A 15,806-nucleotide genomic window follows, 5' to 3' on the forward strand; every position below is an offset into this window, starting at 1 on the left:
AAAGGAGAATGAACAAATGAACCAAAACGATTTCACAAATAACCCTTATATATTACTTACACCCGGTCCCCTAACAACAACGGATACTGTTAAGCTTGCGATGATGAAGGACTGGTGTACATGGGATGATGATTATAATAATATTGTCCAGGGAATCCGCAAAAGCCTTGTAAAGTTGGCAACAAAATCGGAAGATCAGTATTCTACAGTATTAATGCAGGGGAGCGGCACTTTCAGTGTTGAGTCCGTAATTGGTACCGTTGTGCCGCGGTCCGGCAAATTGTTGGTAATTGCAAACGGGGTATACGGAAGCCGAATTGTTAAGATTGCCAAAACCCTTGGAATTAATACAACAGTTATTGATAGTAGTGAAGTGGAAGCCATTGATTTGAACCGGTTAGCGGTCCAGCTAGAAAATGATACCGAAATTACACATGTAGCAATTGTTCATTGTGAAACGACAACAGGTATGCTCAATCCGATAGAAAAAGTAAGTGAAATTGTTAAACGATATAATAGGGTGTTTATTGTAGATGCGATGTCAAGCTTTGGCGGTGTTGAATTGGATATCGCCGATTTAAATATTGATTATATCATTAGCAGTGCGAATAAATGTATTGAAGGTGTCCCTGGATTTGGCTTTGCAATTGTAAAAAAGGACGAATTTGAAAAATGTAAAGATAATGCCAGATCCGTTTCATTAGACCTTTATGATCAATGGAAGACAATGGAGGAACAAAACGGCAAGTGGCGTTTTACTTCACCAACCCATGTTGTTCGTGCATTTGCTCAGGCGTTAAAAGAGCTTGAAGAAGAGGGCGGTATTAAGGAAAGAGCAAGCAGATACAAGAACAATCAAAAGGTTCTTTCTGAGGGAATGAAAAAGCTTCAATTCAAGCCAATATTACCTGACGAACTGCAGTCACCGATTATTACATCATTTTATTATCCTGATTCTGAAAATTTTGACTTCAAGGTGTTCTATCAAAAATTAAAAGAAAAAGGGTTTGTGATTTATCCTGGAAAGGTTTCTGCATTAGATACTTTCCGAATCGGGAATATCGGAGATGTCCACCAAAAAGATATTGAGGCTCTGCTTCAGGCAATTGAACAAAGCATCTATTGGCTTGATACCGTTTCTGAAAAGTAATCCACCCAAATCGATTCCACTTATTCACTATAAAATTGGTATCCAGTAATATTGGATGGTAAAATAAACAATATTCCAAATAAACTATCTATCTTTTTCCAATTATTATAGTAAGATTATAGTGGAATAAAAAATCGAGGGGTGAATGGTTTGTCATTAGTAGGAGAGGAAAGGAAAAGGAAAATACTCGAGCTCCTTGAAGCCAGCGGCAAGGTTAAGGTAAACGAACTTTCAGAGATATTGAAGGTTTCTACGGAAACTGTTCGTAAATATTTGGATCAACTGCAAAAAGAAGAAAAATTGAAAAAAGTTTATGGAGGGGCGATCAACATTTCGTTTTTTACCGAAGAGCCCCCTACCGTAGAACGGGAGGTGACTCATCCTGAAGCCAAACATCGTATCGGAGAGTTTGCAGTGAGCCTGATCAATGATAATGATGTCATTGCGATTGATGATGGCAGCACACCTCTATATCTGGTTAAAAATTTACGTAATAAGCAGAATATAACGATTTTTACTACCTCCATTTCAGCTCTTTCTGTGTTAATTGAGCTGCACCAGCATAATATTTTTACCGGAAAAATCATTATGCTTGGCGGAGAAATTAACACAACCCATCATCGGGTTACAGGAAGCTTTACAATCGAAATGCTGGAAAATCTTTATGTCGATAAATATTTTATCTCGGCTGACGGCTTCACAAAGGAAGCAGGAATTACGAGTTTTGATTCGTCCAAAGGTATGGTAACCAAGAAGTTAATTGAGCATTCCGGCAAATCCATTGTTTTAATCGATCATTCAAAAATCGGGAAGCGAACCCATTATAAAATGGCCGATTTAAATGATATTGATATCATCGTTTCAGATCATGAGCATCCACAAGACTGGGAATACCTTTTGAAAGAAAACAATGTACAATGGATGGTTGCTAATTAAAAATAATGAAAACTTATTGATAGACTCTCCGTACCTATGGAACAAGCTCCCGGGAAAGGGGGAAAACGAATGGAGCATTTGGGAGTCTTATATGAAGAGAATTTTTTGAAGAACATTGAAATCTATCTGCGATTAATCATTAGCGCACTCCTAGGAATGTTTATTGGCTGGGACCGCAGTGCCAAAAATAAGCCGGCTGGTCTAAAAACTTTTACCTATGTTTCTGTTTCATGCACACTCATTACGCTGGTATCCATTTATAGTGCTGAGATTTTTGGCGGCTCAAATGCAAATAACCGGATGGATCCGATGAGGCTCGCTGCACAAATTGTTTCTGGACTTGGTTTTTTAGGGGCTGGCTTAATTATAAAAGATGGATTACAAGTAAAGGGATTGACTTCTGCGGCGATGATTTTTTTTGCCGGAGGAGTTGGAATTGGTATCGGAGCCGGTTTTTACGGCTTGGTTTTTACTTCTGTATTAATTACATTTTTACTGGCAAAAATTAGCCAGATAATCGAACACCGCTATCCCATGACATTGGAAAAAGAAGAAGCAAAGCGGGGATATCATAGTGGTTCTGGGTAATATGAAAGCCAGGTTCTAGTTTGACTAGGATCTGGCTTTTTTTGTCTGCATAAAATTGGTTTTTTCAGAGAGTAAAGTTCTTAAAACCAATTTTTTGCAAATATTCCAATTTATTTATACAAAACAACAAACTAAAACCAATAAAAAAATAAAAAAATTTTAAAAAATAACAATCAAAACAAAGACAAACCAAATAATTTATGATACAATCAAATCAACTCAGAAATTGAGTGAAAATTTTAAATTTTATAAGGAGGGCAAGGAATGAAAGTCTTTTGCCTGGGTGGCGCAGGAAGAATTTGCCGTGAAGCGGTTCTGGATTTGGTTGAGCATTCTGATTTTGATGTCATTACAATTGGTGACTTTAATGAGGAGTTAGGGCTTAAATTGGTGAAGGAGCTAGATGATCCCCGAGTAAACTTTGTGAAAGTAAATGTGTTTAATCATGAAGGAACGGTGAAACAATTGAAGGGCTACGATATCGTCATGGATGGAACGACCATTTCGTTAAACGGTCGATCTACAGCCTGTATTGCCGAGGCCGGATGTCATGGAATTAATTTGAACGGTTTTGGAGCAGAAGATGAATTTTCCGAAATCTTCAAGAAACACAATCGCACTGCAGTTCCCGGTTTTGGAATGACACCAGGTGTCACCCAAATGATGGCAATGCATGCAGCAAATCAGTTAGATGAAGTGGAATCCGTAAGAGTTAGCCACGGCTCTTTCCGGCCAATTGCTTTTTCGAAATCTATAACCGAAACCACCACCTACGAATACGACCCAGAACTTCCTGGACGAATCGTTTTTGAAAAAGGAGAATTCGTTCAAGTTCCTCCATTTGCAAGACCAAGAAAAATTCAGTTACCGGAACCATATGGTGAAACTATTCAATACATTATTCCGCATTCAGAAACACGTACCCTGGCAAAAGCGCTTGAAAAAAAGCGCGTTCAGCTTATTGAGGTTCGGGGAACCTGGCCAAAACAGAATATGCAGTTAGTCAGATCCCTCTATGATTATGGAATTATGCGTAATCCGAAAATTGAGATTAACGGCCAAGAGGTTGGGGTTATGGATGTAATTGGCGACTACCTGTTTCAATCAAAAGAGGGGCAGGAAACAGAATTATATGGATACTCGCTTCACATTGAGGTGGTTGGAAAAAAGGCTGGCGTAAAGAAACGTCATGTTTTATACCATACACATCCCGCTAGTGACGGTTCTGTTAAGGGCTGGGAAAAATTACGGGCATACACTCGAAACGTTGGGATCCCTATGGCAATTGCAACTGAGATTATTGCCAAAGGCCTGGTTCAAAAAACAGGTGTATTAATTCCTGAAGAGGCATTTGAGCCATCGATGATTTTTGAAGAACTAAAGAAACGAGGCATTGAAATACACGAAGAAATTCAGGTTGTCGAAGAAAGTATTGATGAAGAAGCGATTAATGCTTGAATTTTTTTAAATTCGTATGAAGGCAGGTATTTTACATAAAAGATTTTTTAGGGATACCTGCATTTTAAAAAAACTACCAGCCAATAATTACACTAGATCCGAATAAAAAACGGCAGTATTGGCTGTTGAATAAGGAGGTTCGTCTTTTGAATAATCAATCTCCCCAAATTGAGGCAGTTATTTTTGATTGGGCAGGTACAACAGTTGACTATGGTTGCTTTGCACCATTAAATGTATTTTTAGAGATTTTTAGAAAAAGAGGAATAGAAGTAACAGACGAGGAAGCTCGTGCGCCAATGGGGCTTTTAAAGTGGGATCATATCCGCACAATGTGTGATATGGACCGGATTGCCGGGCTGTGGAAGGAAAAATTCGGCAGGGTTCCGACCGATAAAGATGTCGATGATTTATATGCCGACTTTGAACCTATGCTATTTGCCAGCCTCCGAAATTATTGTACACCGATCCCTGGTGCTCTTGATTTAGTTGCAAGACTTCGGCAGAAGGGAATTAAAATTGGGTCTACAACTGGATATACATCAGAAATGATGGCTGTTGTCGCTCCTGAGGCAAAGAAAAAAGGCTATGCACCAGATTATATGTTTACACCGGATGATGCACCTGCGGGGCGACCTTATCCTTGGATGTGTTACTTGAATGCAATGAATTTAGGAGTATTCCCAATGAAGCATATCATTAAGGTCGGCGACACGGTAAGCGATGTGAAAGAAGGTGTTAATGCGGGTGTGTGGAGTGTTGGAATAATCAAGGGTGGAAGCGAGCTTGGTTTAAAGGAGGAAGAAGTAAATTCAATGGATCCAGACCTTTTAGCGGAAAAAATGGAGGTTGTGGCCGCTCGTTTTAAAGCAGCGGGTGCCCATTATGTGATTGATAGTATTGGAGAATTGGATAAACTAATTCCCAAAATTAATCTGCGTCTAGCTAATGGTGATTATTAGAAAACAGTTTAAAAAATTGGAGCTTTTGGTGAAATTTTAGCTTTTCTAGCCAAGAGGTAAAGAGGTGAATGGATTGCAAAATCAGGCCTATGCACTGGGAATGATCGAAACCATTGGCTTCCCGGCACTGATTGCTGCGGCGGACGCTGCTTCAAAGGCGGCGGATGTAAAGGTGGTCACCTACCAGGGGGCGGATTCAGGTATTGTTACCATTTATATCATCGGCGATGTAGCAAGTGTCAAAGCATCTGTCGAAGTAGGGTCAGATGCTGCTAAGAAGGTTGGGCAATTACGCCATTCTCATGTCATAGCTAGACCAGATGACCATATTATTCAAATGGTGTTTCCAGGTCTACTAAAAAAAGAACAGTCAGAAAAAAAAGAAAATAAAAACGATAAACCAAAAGATTGGACCAAAAGTAGTCTTCAAGAGCTAAGAGAACTTGCAAATTCGTATAAAAGTTTTCCTTTATCATTCGAAGAAATTTCTTCCGCTAAGAGAGAGGAATTATTGAAACAGATTAGCAAGTTCCTGGCTGAGAAAGGTGGCGATAAATGATGTACCTGGATAAGGAACTAGAGTCAATTCAGGAAGCGAGACAAAATCTTGAGCAGGCAAAACTTGCACAAAAAATGCTAAGTACGTTGACACAGGAGCAAGTGAATCAAATTGTCTATAGTATGGCACATGCCGCGATGAAAGAGGCTGGCAGGCTTGCAGCGATGGCTGTAGAAGAAACAGGGTTTGGAAAAATAGAAGATAAGGTGACGAAAAACCTATTTGCAGCAAAAGATATTTACGAGTCCATTAAGGATCGAAAAACGATTGGGATTATTTCTCGTGATGATGCTAACCAGGTTTGGGAGGTTGCAGAACCGGCAGGAATTATCGCGGGGATTGTGCCAACGACAAATCCTACTTCAACTGCTATTTATAAAGCATTGATTGCAATCAAGTCAGGAAATGCAATTGTATTTAGTCCGCACCCATCTGCGGCAAAATGTACAAACGAGGCTGTGAAAATTTTAAAAGAAGCAGCTGTCCAGGCAGGTGCCCCTGAAGGTGCGATTTCGTGTATTACTAAACCAACTCTTGCCTCTGCGCAAGAATTAATGAATCATAAGTTGACTAATCTTATTTTAGCGACGGGCGGCCCTGGAATGGTCAAGGCAGCCTATAGCTCTGGAAAACCTGCATATGGAGTTGGACCTGGGAATGTGCCCGTTTACATTCATTCCAGCGCCAATATTCGTAAAGCGGCCAGTCAAATCGTTCATAGTAAAACATTTGATTACGGAACCATCTGCGCATCGGAGCAGGCACTGGTAGTTGATCAATCCATCAAGCGAAAAGTTAAAGCTGCTCTTAAAGAAGAAGGTGCATACTTCCTTGATGATTATGAAAAGAAAAAGATAGAAGAGATTATTTTGAAAAATGGAAGTCTAAATCCGGCAATTGTAGGGAAATCACCGCAGGCCTTGGCAAAAATAGCTGGAATTCATGTTTCAGATGATACAAGAGTACTAGTCGCTGAGGAGGAAAATATCGGAAAATCGTATCCGATTTCTCTTGAGAAGCTTTCTCCAATTCTTGCATTCTATACAGTTGAAAATTGCACAGAAGGAAGTAAGGTGTGTAATGAGCTATTAGAAGCAGGCGGATTAGGACATACTCTTGGGATTCATTGTGAAGACAAACAAATCATCGAAAACTTTAGTCTAGCACAAAGAGTCTCTCGGGTTGTAGTCAATACTGGAACAACTTTTGGTGGAATTGGTGCCACAACCGGTATTTCACCATCATTAACACTCGGCTGTGGTACTTACGGAAACAATATTTCATCTGACAATATTGGTCCGGAACATTTATTGAATACAAAACGGGTTGCTTTTGGAGTCAGGGAAATGAAAAATGAACCTCCAGCAGCAATAGGAGCTGCACAGCAAAAGGCTTCAAGCGATGAAACGCTCATTTCAAAAGCTGAGGTAATGGAAATCGTAAAAAGTATTTTAAAAGAATTAAATTTTAAATGAGGAGGAATAAACAATGAGTGGAGAAGCTTTAGGAATGATTGAAACAAAAGGTTTGGTAGGTGCTGTAGAGGCAGCAGATGCAATGGCAAAGGCTGCAAATGTAAGGCTGATCGGGAAAGTCCATGCTGGCGGCGGGCTTGTAACGGTAATGGTACGCGGGGATGTTGGGGCAGTTAAGGCTTCTGTTGATGCCGGGGCTTCAGCTGCAGAAAGTGTAGGGGAATTGATCTCTGTACATGTTATTCCTCGTCCGCATTCAGATATTGAGTTAATCCTCCCAAAATTGGAAGGGTAAACCATGGCAATCATTTCGGAATCCAAACTAAGAGCCATGCTGAAAAATGGGATTCCTAATCCTTTCATCCTGGGCGAAGGGGAAAAGCTCACCCCTTCTGCCAGGGATTTTCTACGCGAAAGACGAATTGAAGTGAAACAACTATATGGGATGAAAAAAGCTAATAGTGCCAATCTGATAGCTAAAAGTCCGCTTATTCCTGTAGGGGTTTCCAATCGCCATATTCATTTATCGCCCAAGGATGTCGAGGCACTTTTTGGAAGCAGTTATCAGTTAACGACGCTACGTGAATTATCACAGCCGGGTCAATTTGCTGCGAAAGAGCAGGTTTCATTACTTGGTCCAAAAGGGATTATTCAAAATGTAAGAATCTTGGGACCTGCACGGGGGGAAACACAGGTGGAAATTTCCATATCGGATGGGTTTCAAATTGGAATCCATCCCCCCGTTCGCTTATCCGGTTCAATCGAAGACACTCCCGGACTAACTTTAATAGGTCCAAAAGGGTGTGTTGTCCTTGAAAAAGGAGTCATTATCGCCAAACGTCACGTCCATCTTTCGCCTGATGACGCAAAAGATCTCAATGTTGAACAAGGTGATCGGCTATTACTGGAAACAACCGGTGATCGGCGGATCATTTTTTCAGATGTGATAGTCCGTGTTAATCCCGGCTACTGCAAGGATTTTCATGTTGACCTGGATGAGGGGAATGCCGCTGGGTTAAAAACGGGGGATCTCGTTAAAATCATTGGGAAAAACGATCAATTTTATCTGAATGGGAGGTGAGAAGGATGGATATAAGAGAAATGATTGAGTCGGTTGTACAAGAAGTGGTTCAATCGATGAAACTTGAAAAGGAAAAAGAGAATCTCGGAAAAGTTTTATTTGTTTTTTGTGATAGTTCAGCACACGAACCATTTGCTGATCAGTTTATTAAATTAAAAAATTCAAAAATAGACTTTGATATTTTATTTTTAGATGGTGAAACCTCATCATGGCTTGGGATGCAACGAATCGAATCAAGTGGATCAGAAAGAGTAATTGCAGCAGATGAATATTCCCCGGCCCCAATTGAACTTGCGATGGATTATGACGGCATCATCATTCCTGAGATTGATTTAGACAATGCAGCCCGTGTTGCTGCGGGTTTAAAGGGAACAATTAAGGCAGAAATTATTTTCTCCGCCATAATGCTGCAAAAATTTGTATTAGTTGGTGGGGATTCACCGGGGATAAAGCGATCTGACCGCCGTTGTTTAAAAACCCTTTCATTACCTGCTCCATATCAAAAGCGATTTTATTCGTATATAGAACAAATGAAAGAGCTGGGAATTGAATTTTTGCCTCAAATGAGTTTAGGTGAGGCGGTAATTCAAAAGTTCGCGAGAAAACTGGATGATGTTCAGCCAACATGTGAGTCTGATATAAAAGAAAATAAGCTTGCTTTAGAAAATAAGGCAATATTTAAGAAGAAGCTTCTCACACACGACTGGATTGAATCGCAAGCCCATTTCCCCGATAATAGTATCTACCTTTCAAAGGGTACCATCATCTCTCCTTTAGCTAAAGATTTATTGAAGGAGAAAAAATTGACTGTAAGATTTGTAGAAAAAGGATGATATAAATGCTATTAGCAAAAGTGGTTGGAAGTGTTTGGGCAATTCAAAAAGAAAAAGGGATGGAAAATATCAAACTTCTTATTGTTCAGCCTATAAATACTAGGAAAGAAGCAGTGGGAAATACTTTAGCAGCAATGGACCGAATTGGGGCAGGAATCGGAGAATTTGTACTTATTACACAAGGCTCACCTGCACAGAAATTAACTGCAGATAAGAATTCTCCGATTGATGCAGCCATTGTTGGTATTATCGATTCTTTTGAAATTGAGTTACAAACGGCTAATTAATGAGCTTATGGGGAGGATGTTCATCTTGATTATTGGTATACCGAAAGAAATTAAAAATAATGAAAACCGAGTAGCTTTAACACCAGCTGGAGTGATTTCATTTATAAATGCAGGTCATAAAGTTCTGGTCGAAAAGGAAGCCGGTTCTGGCAGTGGATTCACAAATGAAGATTACTTAACTACTGGTGCTGAAATTATTGATCATGCAGAGGATTTATGGAATAGGTCTGATATGATTATGAAAGTGAAGGAGCCTCTTCCTCAAGAGTATGGTTATTTCCGAAAAGACTTAATTTTATTTACTTATTTACATTTGGCCGCTGAACCTTTCTTAGCTGAAGCGCTTAAACAAAAGGGCGTGCTTGCCATTGCCTATGAAACGGTTTCTGTTAATCGAACCTTACCGCTGCTTACTCCAATGAGTGAGGTTGCTGGTCGAATGGCAGCACAGATTGGCGCACAATTTTTGCAAAAATCTAATGGCGGGAAAGGCATTATTCTTGCAGGTGTACCTGGTGTTAACCGTGGGAAAGTAACCATCATTGGCGGGGGGATAGTAGGAACGAACGCTGCGAAAATGGCAATCGGCTTGGGAGCTGATGTAACCATTATCGATCTAAGTGCGGAGCGTTTACGTCAATTAGACGATATTTTTGGCAATCAAATTAAAACATTAATGTCAAATCCATTTAATATTGCGGAGGCAGTTCAGGAGGCTGATCTTTTAGTTGGTGCCGTCTTAATTCCTGGTGCAAAAGCTCCAAAGCTCGTCACCGAAGAAATGGTAAAAAGGATGAAGCCGGGTTCCGTCATTGTTGACGTGGCAATCGACCAAGGTGGAATCGTTGAGACGATTGATCATATTACTACCCATGATCAGCCAATATATGAAAAGCATGGTGTCGTTCATTATGCTGTTGCAAACATGCCAGGTGCGGTTCCACGAACTTCCACCATAGCCCTAACAAACGTTACCCTGCCATTTGCCTTGCAAATAGCAAATAAGGGGGTATATAAAGCAATCTCAGAAAACGAACCATTAAAGCTTGGAGTTAACGTTGCAAAAGGTAAAATCACATATGAAGCAGTTGCTAAGGACCTTGATTTTGAATTTGTGAAAGTTGAAAAGGCTTTAGAAAAGGAATTGGTTACATTATAGGGTGTGTAATGTATTTTTATTTAGATAGAAAGGTAAAACAACAAACAGTGCTTAGTTGAGGCTGTTTTTTGTTTTAAGATTACTGCCAGCTTTTTAAGTTTCATAAATAAAATTGTAATCTTTGCAATTAAACTTTGGTAATAACAATAATAAGCCTCCTTAAAGTGACACATGATTATTCTTAAAGGGATTAATGGATATCCAATAATCAGGCTGTATCATCATTTACTTTTTGCTCTGAGAGGGAGATAAACCATGAGAATACAAGGAGAAATTGTTCGTAAGCGTCTTTATAACAAGAATGGTAATCTAAATAATTACCTCTTATTTCTCAGGATTCATGATGGGGTAATGGTCAATGGATTAAGGATTCATTATATTCCAGCACTCACATCGAATAAAATGAATTTCAGCTTAGGCCAACAAGTTGATATTAAGGGTAAAATAAAATTCCAACGGCTAATTACCCCTTCAGGAACTCTTAGTTTTTCTCCTATACCTGTGATGATTTCATCAGATTCTGGAGTTTAGAAATATAAAAATGGTGGAGGGGGAATTTCCTAGCTTACCCTCCTCTATCTTTCTAGTCATGGAGAGATTAAAAAAGTAATATTAAAAATTCTTTACCATATTTGTTAAACAGCAATTATAATAAATTCGATTTTTTTATAACAATATGATTATAGATTGACAGAATTAATTTATTGGCTGGGGATATAAAGGTTAAACATAGCCCATTTCTTTACAATTTGAAGAAAAGCGGCCAATTTAAAATAAATCGTTACGATAAGATTTTGATTTTTCCTAATATCAGCTAAAACCTTATTTGGTTTGATCGTGGTACAAATTTTCGATGGTCTCCTAACAAACTATTGGAACTCTAAATAATAGTTAAGTGATTATTCGCTTTTAGCGGGTATCTATTTTTTAGTTTAACTTTGAAGAAAATTGGTGAAAACAATCGTGATAAACATGTAAATATAAAAAAGAGATGGAGTGAATTTATTATAGAGAACCTTAACACTAAACAATTGCTAGAAGTTATTAATAAAGCAGTTGAATTAAACTTAAGCCAAGAGTTTATTGATTTATTACGTGCTGAGGTAAACAAACGATATACTGTACATTTACAAAAAGAGGATATTTCACCACAACGTTCTTAAATCTAAGTTATATCTGACAAATTGATGCACCTGATAAACAATAAATCTTAATCAAAGAAAATGGAGGCACTTTAATGAATGATCAAGAAAAAACTTTAATGTATAAAACTTCCATCATTTTAGGAAAAGAAACAAAAATGATGAAGTTAAATGATATTATTGATGAATTGATTCGGTTAATTGAATTAGGAGATAAAAAAAGTAAGTTGTAAGCTTACTTAATAGAAATGATTAAGAATCAAATATTTTTTGACCTGCTCAAACTGCTGGGCAGTTTTTTTATTCCTTTATAATTCTCTTTTTAAAATTAACTAGCATAACAGATTAAGAAGATGTATTTTGGGGAAATAGATTGACTTCTCTGTAAAATCTATGATATAAACACCATAAGTTAATTTTAGTACTTAAAAGCGTGAAAGTTAAAAAAGATATTCTTAATTGAGGAAACAGGGGGAAAAACGATCATGGAACAACGCACCAAAATATTAGACTGTACCATTCGAGACGGAGGCTTGGTTAACAATTGGGACTTCAGTGTCGAATTTGTTCAAGATTTGTATAATGGCCTAAGTGAAGCCGGTGTTGAATACATGGAGATCGGCTACAAAAATTCTCCAAAGCTTCTTAAAGCGACTGAGCCAAATCCATGGAGATTTCTAGACGATAATTTCCTAAAAGAAATTATTCCTGAGAAAAAATTTACCAAGCTTTCTGCTTTGGTTGATATTGGACGGGTTGATCCGAACGACATTCTTCCGAGAGAACAAAGCGTACTGGATATGATTCGAGTGGCGTGTTATATCCGGGAAGTCGATAAAGGATTAGAGTTAGTGCAAATGTTTCATGATTTGGGATATGAAACATCCTTAAATATCATGGCTTTATCAAGTGTACCGGAACAACAGCTGATTAAAGCGTTTCAATTGGTGAAAGAGAGTCCTGTCGATGTTGTTTACATTGTTGATTCTTTCGGAAGCTTAGATCCTGTTGATATCGACCACCAGGTGAAAAAGTTTAAAGAGTTGATTCCTAATAAGCAGCTTGGTATCCATACCCACAACAACATGCAGCTGGCATTCGCTAACACCTTGACGGCAATTCGAAATGGCGTTACATTTTTGGATTCTTCTGTATATGGCATGGGCCGTGCTGCTGGTAATTGTAACACAGAGCTTTTGGTCAGTTACATCCAAAAACCGAGCTATGAGCTTAAGCCAGTTCTTGGCATCATAGAGAAGCATATGCTGGAAATGCGACAACGGTGGGAGTGGGGCTACATCATTCCTTATATGATTTCTGGTGTACTAAATGAGCATCCACGTGTCGCTATGGCGTACCGCGATAGCGAAGACCGTGATAAATTTGTCGATTTTTATGATAAGGTAACATCACCAGAGGTTGCTTTGGCTCCAAATTTAAAATAGGTTGAAAATGAAAAACTCGCTAATCTTGAACAGCACCCGAATTGTTGGACTTAATTTTACAATGAAGGGAGCAGTACAAGGAGCGAGTTTTGTTTGTTTATGTATTGAATTGAATCCGCTTCCATGGTAATATAAAAACCATCAATTGTGAACAAGTTGTGAATTTTAAGAAAACTTATCATTTACTAGTTTAACAGAAAGTATAGGAGCTTCGTGAATAAATTTAATTAATAACTTTTACCGAATGACAGTTTGTTGGTAGTTGGCAGTGAACCTGTTGAGGCTAACCACCTTGGAGCATTCATCCTCTTTTGCGATGAATTCTTTCCCAGGTGGTTTTTTATTGGAATTTAGAATATTAGAGGAGGAGCGGATCATGGGGAAAACATTGCATCCGGGGCCGCAGAAAAAATCAATGGTGCCGGCACCAAAACACTGGGTAAGTCCCATTCCGTTTGGGCTGGGTAAATTAAAACCAAAACATATTCGCGATACTATGAAAGTCGTTTGGGAGAATAAAGATAATTTTGGTTATGCAGCCAATATTATCACCAAAGGGGTTTGTGATGGCTGTGCGCTTGGCGTTTCCGGTTTATATGACCAGACATTAACAGGGCCGCATGTTTGTACAACCCGCCTAAATGTGTTAAGGCTCAATACGATGCCAGCGATTAAGCCGGAAATTCTTCATGCAGACATTGACGAATTAAGGAAATTGGACAGTACTGAGCTTCGGAAGCTTGGACGTATCCCCTATCCGTTAATTCGGAGAAAAGGGGAACGAACTTTTTCGCGTCTCACATGGGATCAAGCGATGGAAATGATAGCGCTGAAAATGCAAAAATTGAATCCAAAACAATATGCTTTTTATTTGACGGCACGCGGGATTACAAATGAAAGCTATTATGTGGCGGGGAAGGTGGCCCGTTTTCTAGGGACCAATCATATCGATAATGCATCCCGGATATGTCATGCACCAAGTAAAACCGCTTTAAAGCGTTCCATAGGGGTAGGGGCTTCGACCAGTAATTATTTAGATTGGATTGGCACTGATGTCTTGTTATTTTGGGGAAGTGTTGCATCGAATTCCTCCCCTGTATCCTCCAAATATATGCTTGAGGCCAAGAAAAAAGGAACCAAAATCATTGTCGTAAACCCGTATCGGGAGCCAGCTATGGATCAATATTGGATTCCTTCGAACCCGGAATCGGCATTGTTTGGAACAAAAATCGCGGATGATTTCTATCAAGTTAACATTGGCGGTGATATCGCCTTCATGCATGGGATTATGAAACATTGGTTTGCAATGGAAGAGAACCAATATGGCTCAGCGATTAATCATGAGTTTATTGAGACTCATGTAAATGGCTATGAAGAGCTAAAGAAAAAGGTTCAAGAACAAAGCTGGGAATCGATCGTTGAATCCTCAGGAGTTCCAAAGGAACGAATTATAGAACTGGCAGAGCTTTTAGCCAAAAGCAAGAATGCGGTGTATGCATGGGCACTTGGGCTTACGATGCATTCCTTTGCAACAGACAATATCTCTCAAGTGGCAAACCTGGCTCTGCTTCGTGGACATCTTGGACGAAAGCATGCAGGTCTGATGCCGTTCCGGGGTCACTCTAGTGTACAAGGAAGCGGCGAGATGGGGGCAGATCCATTCGTATTACCTGGCGGAGGATGGGATTCGACTAACGCAGAGAAAATCGAAAAGCTTTGGGGATTTGAACTTCCAAAGTGGCAGGGAGATATCGTGGGGGTAACACTGGAAAACATCGTGCTTCCGGATGATCACGAGCGAAAAATCAAGCTGTATTACTTATCCGGTGGGAACTTTTTAGAAACGATGCCGGACCCTGATTTTATAGAAAAAGCATTATCTGAATTGGAGGTACGTGTTCACCAGGATATTATTTTAAACACCTCGACCTTGGTTGATGCTAAAGAGGCGGTTATCGTATTGCCGGCAAAAACACGATACGAGCAGGAGGATGGGGGCACGAGTACATCAACGGAACGGATGGTCTATTTCTCACCTGAGATTCCCGGCAATAAAAATAGAATCGAAGAAGCAAGAGCAGAATGGAAAATTTATATAGATCTTGCCAAGCGTGTCAAACCCGAATCGGCCCATTTGATTCATTTTGCCAATGGTTATGCCGTCCGGGAGGAAATCGCAAAAGCAAATCCTGATTATGAAGGCATCCAACACTTAAAAAACCAGGGAGACTCCTTTCAGTGGGGCGGCGCATGGTTATGTGAGGACGGGATCTGCCCGACCTCTGATGGAAAGGGAACATTGATTCCAGTTGAGATTCCAGATTTAAATAAAAAACCTGAACAATTTATCGTCACATCCCGCCGCGGCAAGCAGTTTAATTCAATGGTTTATAACGAGGTGGATCCGTTAAACGGTGCTGGCCGGTATGACGTTCTCATGAATGCAGTTGATGCTAAAAAACTGAGCATCGCGGAAGGTGAAGGAATTGTTGTATATAACGGTTTTGGAGTATTCCAAGGCAAAGCAAAATTCGTTGAAATTGCACCAGGGAATATTGAAGTTCACTTCCCGGAAGGAAACTTCTTGCTCCCGCGCGGCCGGTATGAGAAATTTGCCGGAATTCCGGATTACAATATCACGGTTTATGTTGAAAAGGCAGAGAGATATAATGCCAGAAAGGATACAGATTACCTTGAAAATTCAATTCCTGACCTGGAAACAGAAGTAGGTTAA

Annotated in this window: 17 protein-coding genes; all 17 read left to right on the forward strand. The window is 39.5% G+C overall.

The features are described from left to right. The first annotated feature begins 16 nt into the window (after positions 1-16). Positions 17-1,150, forward strand: a complete 1,134-nt coding sequence (phnW, locus tag PH210_RS12045; protein ID WP_289985638.1) for a 2-aminoethylphosphonate--pyruvate transaminase — start codon at positions 17-19, stop codon at positions 1,148-1,150. Positions 1,151-1,300: 150 nt separating this feature from the next. Continuing rightward, entirely contained in the window at positions 1,301-2,086 is a 786-nt protein-coding gene (locus tag PH210_RS12050) for a DeoR/GlpR family DNA-binding transcription regulator (protein ID WP_289985639.1), read from the forward strand. Between the two features lie 69 nt (positions 2,087-2,155). Beyond that, positions 2,156-2,674, forward strand: coding sequence for an MgtC/SapB family protein (locus PH210_RS12055; protein WP_289985640.1), 519 nt, complete (start codon positions 2,156-2,158; stop codon positions 2,672-2,674). Between the two features lie 264 nt (positions 2,675-2,938). Continuing rightward, the gene (locus tag PH210_RS12060) at positions 2,939-4,132 is read left to right on the forward strand and encodes a saccharopine dehydrogenase family protein (protein ID WP_289985641.1); all 1,194 of its coding nucleotides are present in this window, start codon (positions 2,939-2,941) and stop codon (positions 4,130-4,132) included. 146 nt (positions 4,133-4,278) lie between these two features. Beyond that, positions 4,279-5,091 carry a phosphonoacetaldehyde hydrolase gene (gene phnX / locus PH210_RS12065; protein ID WP_289985642.1) on the forward strand — a complete coding sequence of 271 codons (813 nt, stop codon included), beginning with the start codon at positions 4,279-4,281 and terminating at the stop codon, positions 5,089-5,091. 64 nt (positions 5,092-5,155) lie between these two features. Next, the gene (locus PH210_RS12070) at positions 5,156-5,650 is read left to right on the forward strand and encodes a BMC domain-containing protein (RefSeq protein ID WP_289985643.1); all 495 of its coding nucleotides are present in this window, start codon (positions 5,156-5,158) and stop codon (positions 5,648-5,650) included. Next, positions 5,650-7,125: an acetaldehyde dehydrogenase (acetylating) gene (locus PH210_RS12075; RefSeq protein WP_289985854.1), complete on the forward strand. Its 1,476-nt coding sequence runs from the start codon at positions 5,650-5,652 to the stop codon at positions 7,123-7,125. Before PH210_RS12070 ends, PH210_RS12075 begins: the two co-directional genes overlap by 1 nt. A 13-nt stretch (positions 7,126-7,138) precedes the next feature. Next, complete coding sequence (locus tag PH210_RS12080; RefSeq protein WP_289985644.1) at positions 7,139-7,420, forward strand: BMC domain-containing protein; 282 nt, start codon at positions 7,139-7,141, stop codon at positions 7,418-7,420. 3 nt (positions 7,421-7,423) lie between these two features. Beyond that, entirely contained in the window at positions 7,424-8,206 is a 783-nt protein-coding gene (pduL, locus tag PH210_RS12085) for a phosphate propanoyltransferase (RefSeq protein ID WP_289985645.1), read from the forward strand. A 5-nt stretch (positions 8,207-8,211) separates the two neighbouring features. Then, positions 8,212-9,039, forward strand: a complete 828-nt coding sequence (locus tag PH210_RS12090) for a hypothetical protein (RefSeq protein ID WP_289985647.1) — start codon at positions 8,212-8,214, stop codon at positions 9,037-9,039. 5 nt (positions 9,040-9,044) lie between these two features. Continuing rightward, the gene (locus PH210_RS12095; RefSeq protein WP_289985648.1) at positions 9,045-9,326 is read left to right on the forward strand and encodes a EutN/CcmL family microcompartment protein; all 282 of its coding nucleotides are present in this window, start codon (positions 9,045-9,047) and stop codon (positions 9,324-9,326) included. 25 nt (positions 9,327-9,351) lie between these two features. Beyond that, the gene (ald, locus tag PH210_RS12100; RefSeq protein WP_289985649.1) at positions 9,352-10,485 is read left to right on the forward strand and encodes an alanine dehydrogenase; all 1,134 of its coding nucleotides are present in this window, start codon (positions 9,352-9,354) and stop codon (positions 10,483-10,485) included. Between the two features lie 255 nt (positions 10,486-10,740). Continuing rightward, positions 10,741-11,016, forward strand: a complete 276-nt coding sequence (locus tag PH210_RS12105; protein WP_289985650.1) for a hypothetical protein — start codon at positions 10,741-10,743, stop codon at positions 11,014-11,016. A gap of 407 nt (positions 11,017-11,423) precedes the next feature. After that, positions 11,424-11,648 (forward strand): sporulation histidine kinase inhibitor Sda, encoded by a 225-nt coding sequence (gene sda / locus PH210_RS12110; RefSeq protein ID WP_289985652.1) that lies wholly within the window; start codon positions 11,424-11,426, stop codon positions 11,646-11,648. 74 nt (positions 11,649-11,722) lie between these two features. Beyond that, positions 11,723-11,860: a hypothetical protein gene (locus PH210_RS12115; RefSeq protein WP_289985654.1), complete on the forward strand. Its 138-nt coding sequence runs from the start codon at positions 11,723-11,725 to the stop codon at positions 11,858-11,860. A 252-nt stretch (positions 11,861-12,112) separates the two neighbouring features. Then, positions 12,113-13,072, forward strand: coding sequence for an aldolase catalytic domain-containing protein (locus tag PH210_RS12120; protein ID WP_289985656.1), 960 nt, complete (start codon positions 12,113-12,115; stop codon positions 13,070-13,072). Positions 13,073-13,448: 376 nt separating this feature from the next. Beyond that, positions 13,449-15,806, forward strand: a complete 2,358-nt coding sequence (locus PH210_RS12125; protein ID WP_289985658.1) for an FdhF/YdeP family oxidoreductase — start codon at positions 13,449-13,451, stop codon at positions 15,804-15,806.

It is taken from the genome of Paenibacillus sp. BSR1-1, from assembly GCF_030403775.1.
In the GTDB taxonomy this organism is placed as follows: domain Bacteria; phylum Bacillota; class Bacilli; order Bacillales; family Cytobacillaceae; genus Neobacillus.

Excerpts from the sequence above, each read along its gene's own strand:
- phnW (WP_289985638.1), top strand. The coding sequence starts at position 17 with ATGAACCAAAACGATTTCACAAATAACCCTTATATATTACTTACACCC.
- PH210_RS12055 (WP_289985640.1), top strand. The coding sequence starts at position 2,156 with ATGGAGCATTTGGGAGTCTTATATGAAGAGAATTTTTTGAAGAACATT.
- PH210_RS12060 (WP_289985641.1), top strand. The coding sequence starts at position 2,939 with ATGAAAGTCTTTTGCCTGGGTGGCGCAGGAAGAATTTGCCGTGAAGCG.
- PH210_RS12075 (WP_289985854.1), top strand. The coding sequence starts at position 5,650 with ATGTACCTGGATAAGGAACTAGAGTCAATTCAGGAAGCGAGACAAAAT.
- PH210_RS12080 (WP_289985644.1), top strand. The coding sequence starts at position 7,139 with ATGAGTGGAGAAGCTTTAGGAATGATTGAAACAAAAGGTTTGGTAGGT.
- pduL (WP_289985645.1), top strand. The coding sequence starts at position 7,424 with ATGGCAATCATTTCGGAATCCAAACTAAGAGCCATGCTGAAAAATGGG.
- PH210_RS12090 (WP_289985647.1), top strand. The coding sequence starts at position 8,212 with ATGGATATAAGAGAAATGATTGAGTCGGTTGTACAAGAAGTGGTTCAA.
- PH210_RS12095 (WP_289985648.1), top strand. The coding sequence starts at position 9,045 with ATGCTATTAGCAAAAGTGGTTGGAAGTGTTTGGGCAATTCAAAAAGAA.
- PH210_RS12105 (WP_289985650.1), top strand. The coding sequence starts at position 10,741 with ATGAGAATACAAGGAGAAATTGTTCGTAAGCGTCTTTATAACAAGAAT.
- PH210_RS12115 (WP_289985654.1), top strand. The coding sequence starts at position 11,723 with ATGAATGATCAAGAAAAAACTTTAATGTATAAAACTTCCATCATTTTA.
- PH210_RS12120 (WP_289985656.1), top strand. The coding sequence starts at position 12,113 with ATGGAACAACGCACCAAAATATTAGACTGTACCATTCGAGACGGAGGC.
- PH210_RS12125 (WP_289985658.1), top strand. The coding sequence starts at position 13,449 with ATGGGGAAAACATTGCATCCGGGGCCGCAGAAAAAATCAATGGTGCCG.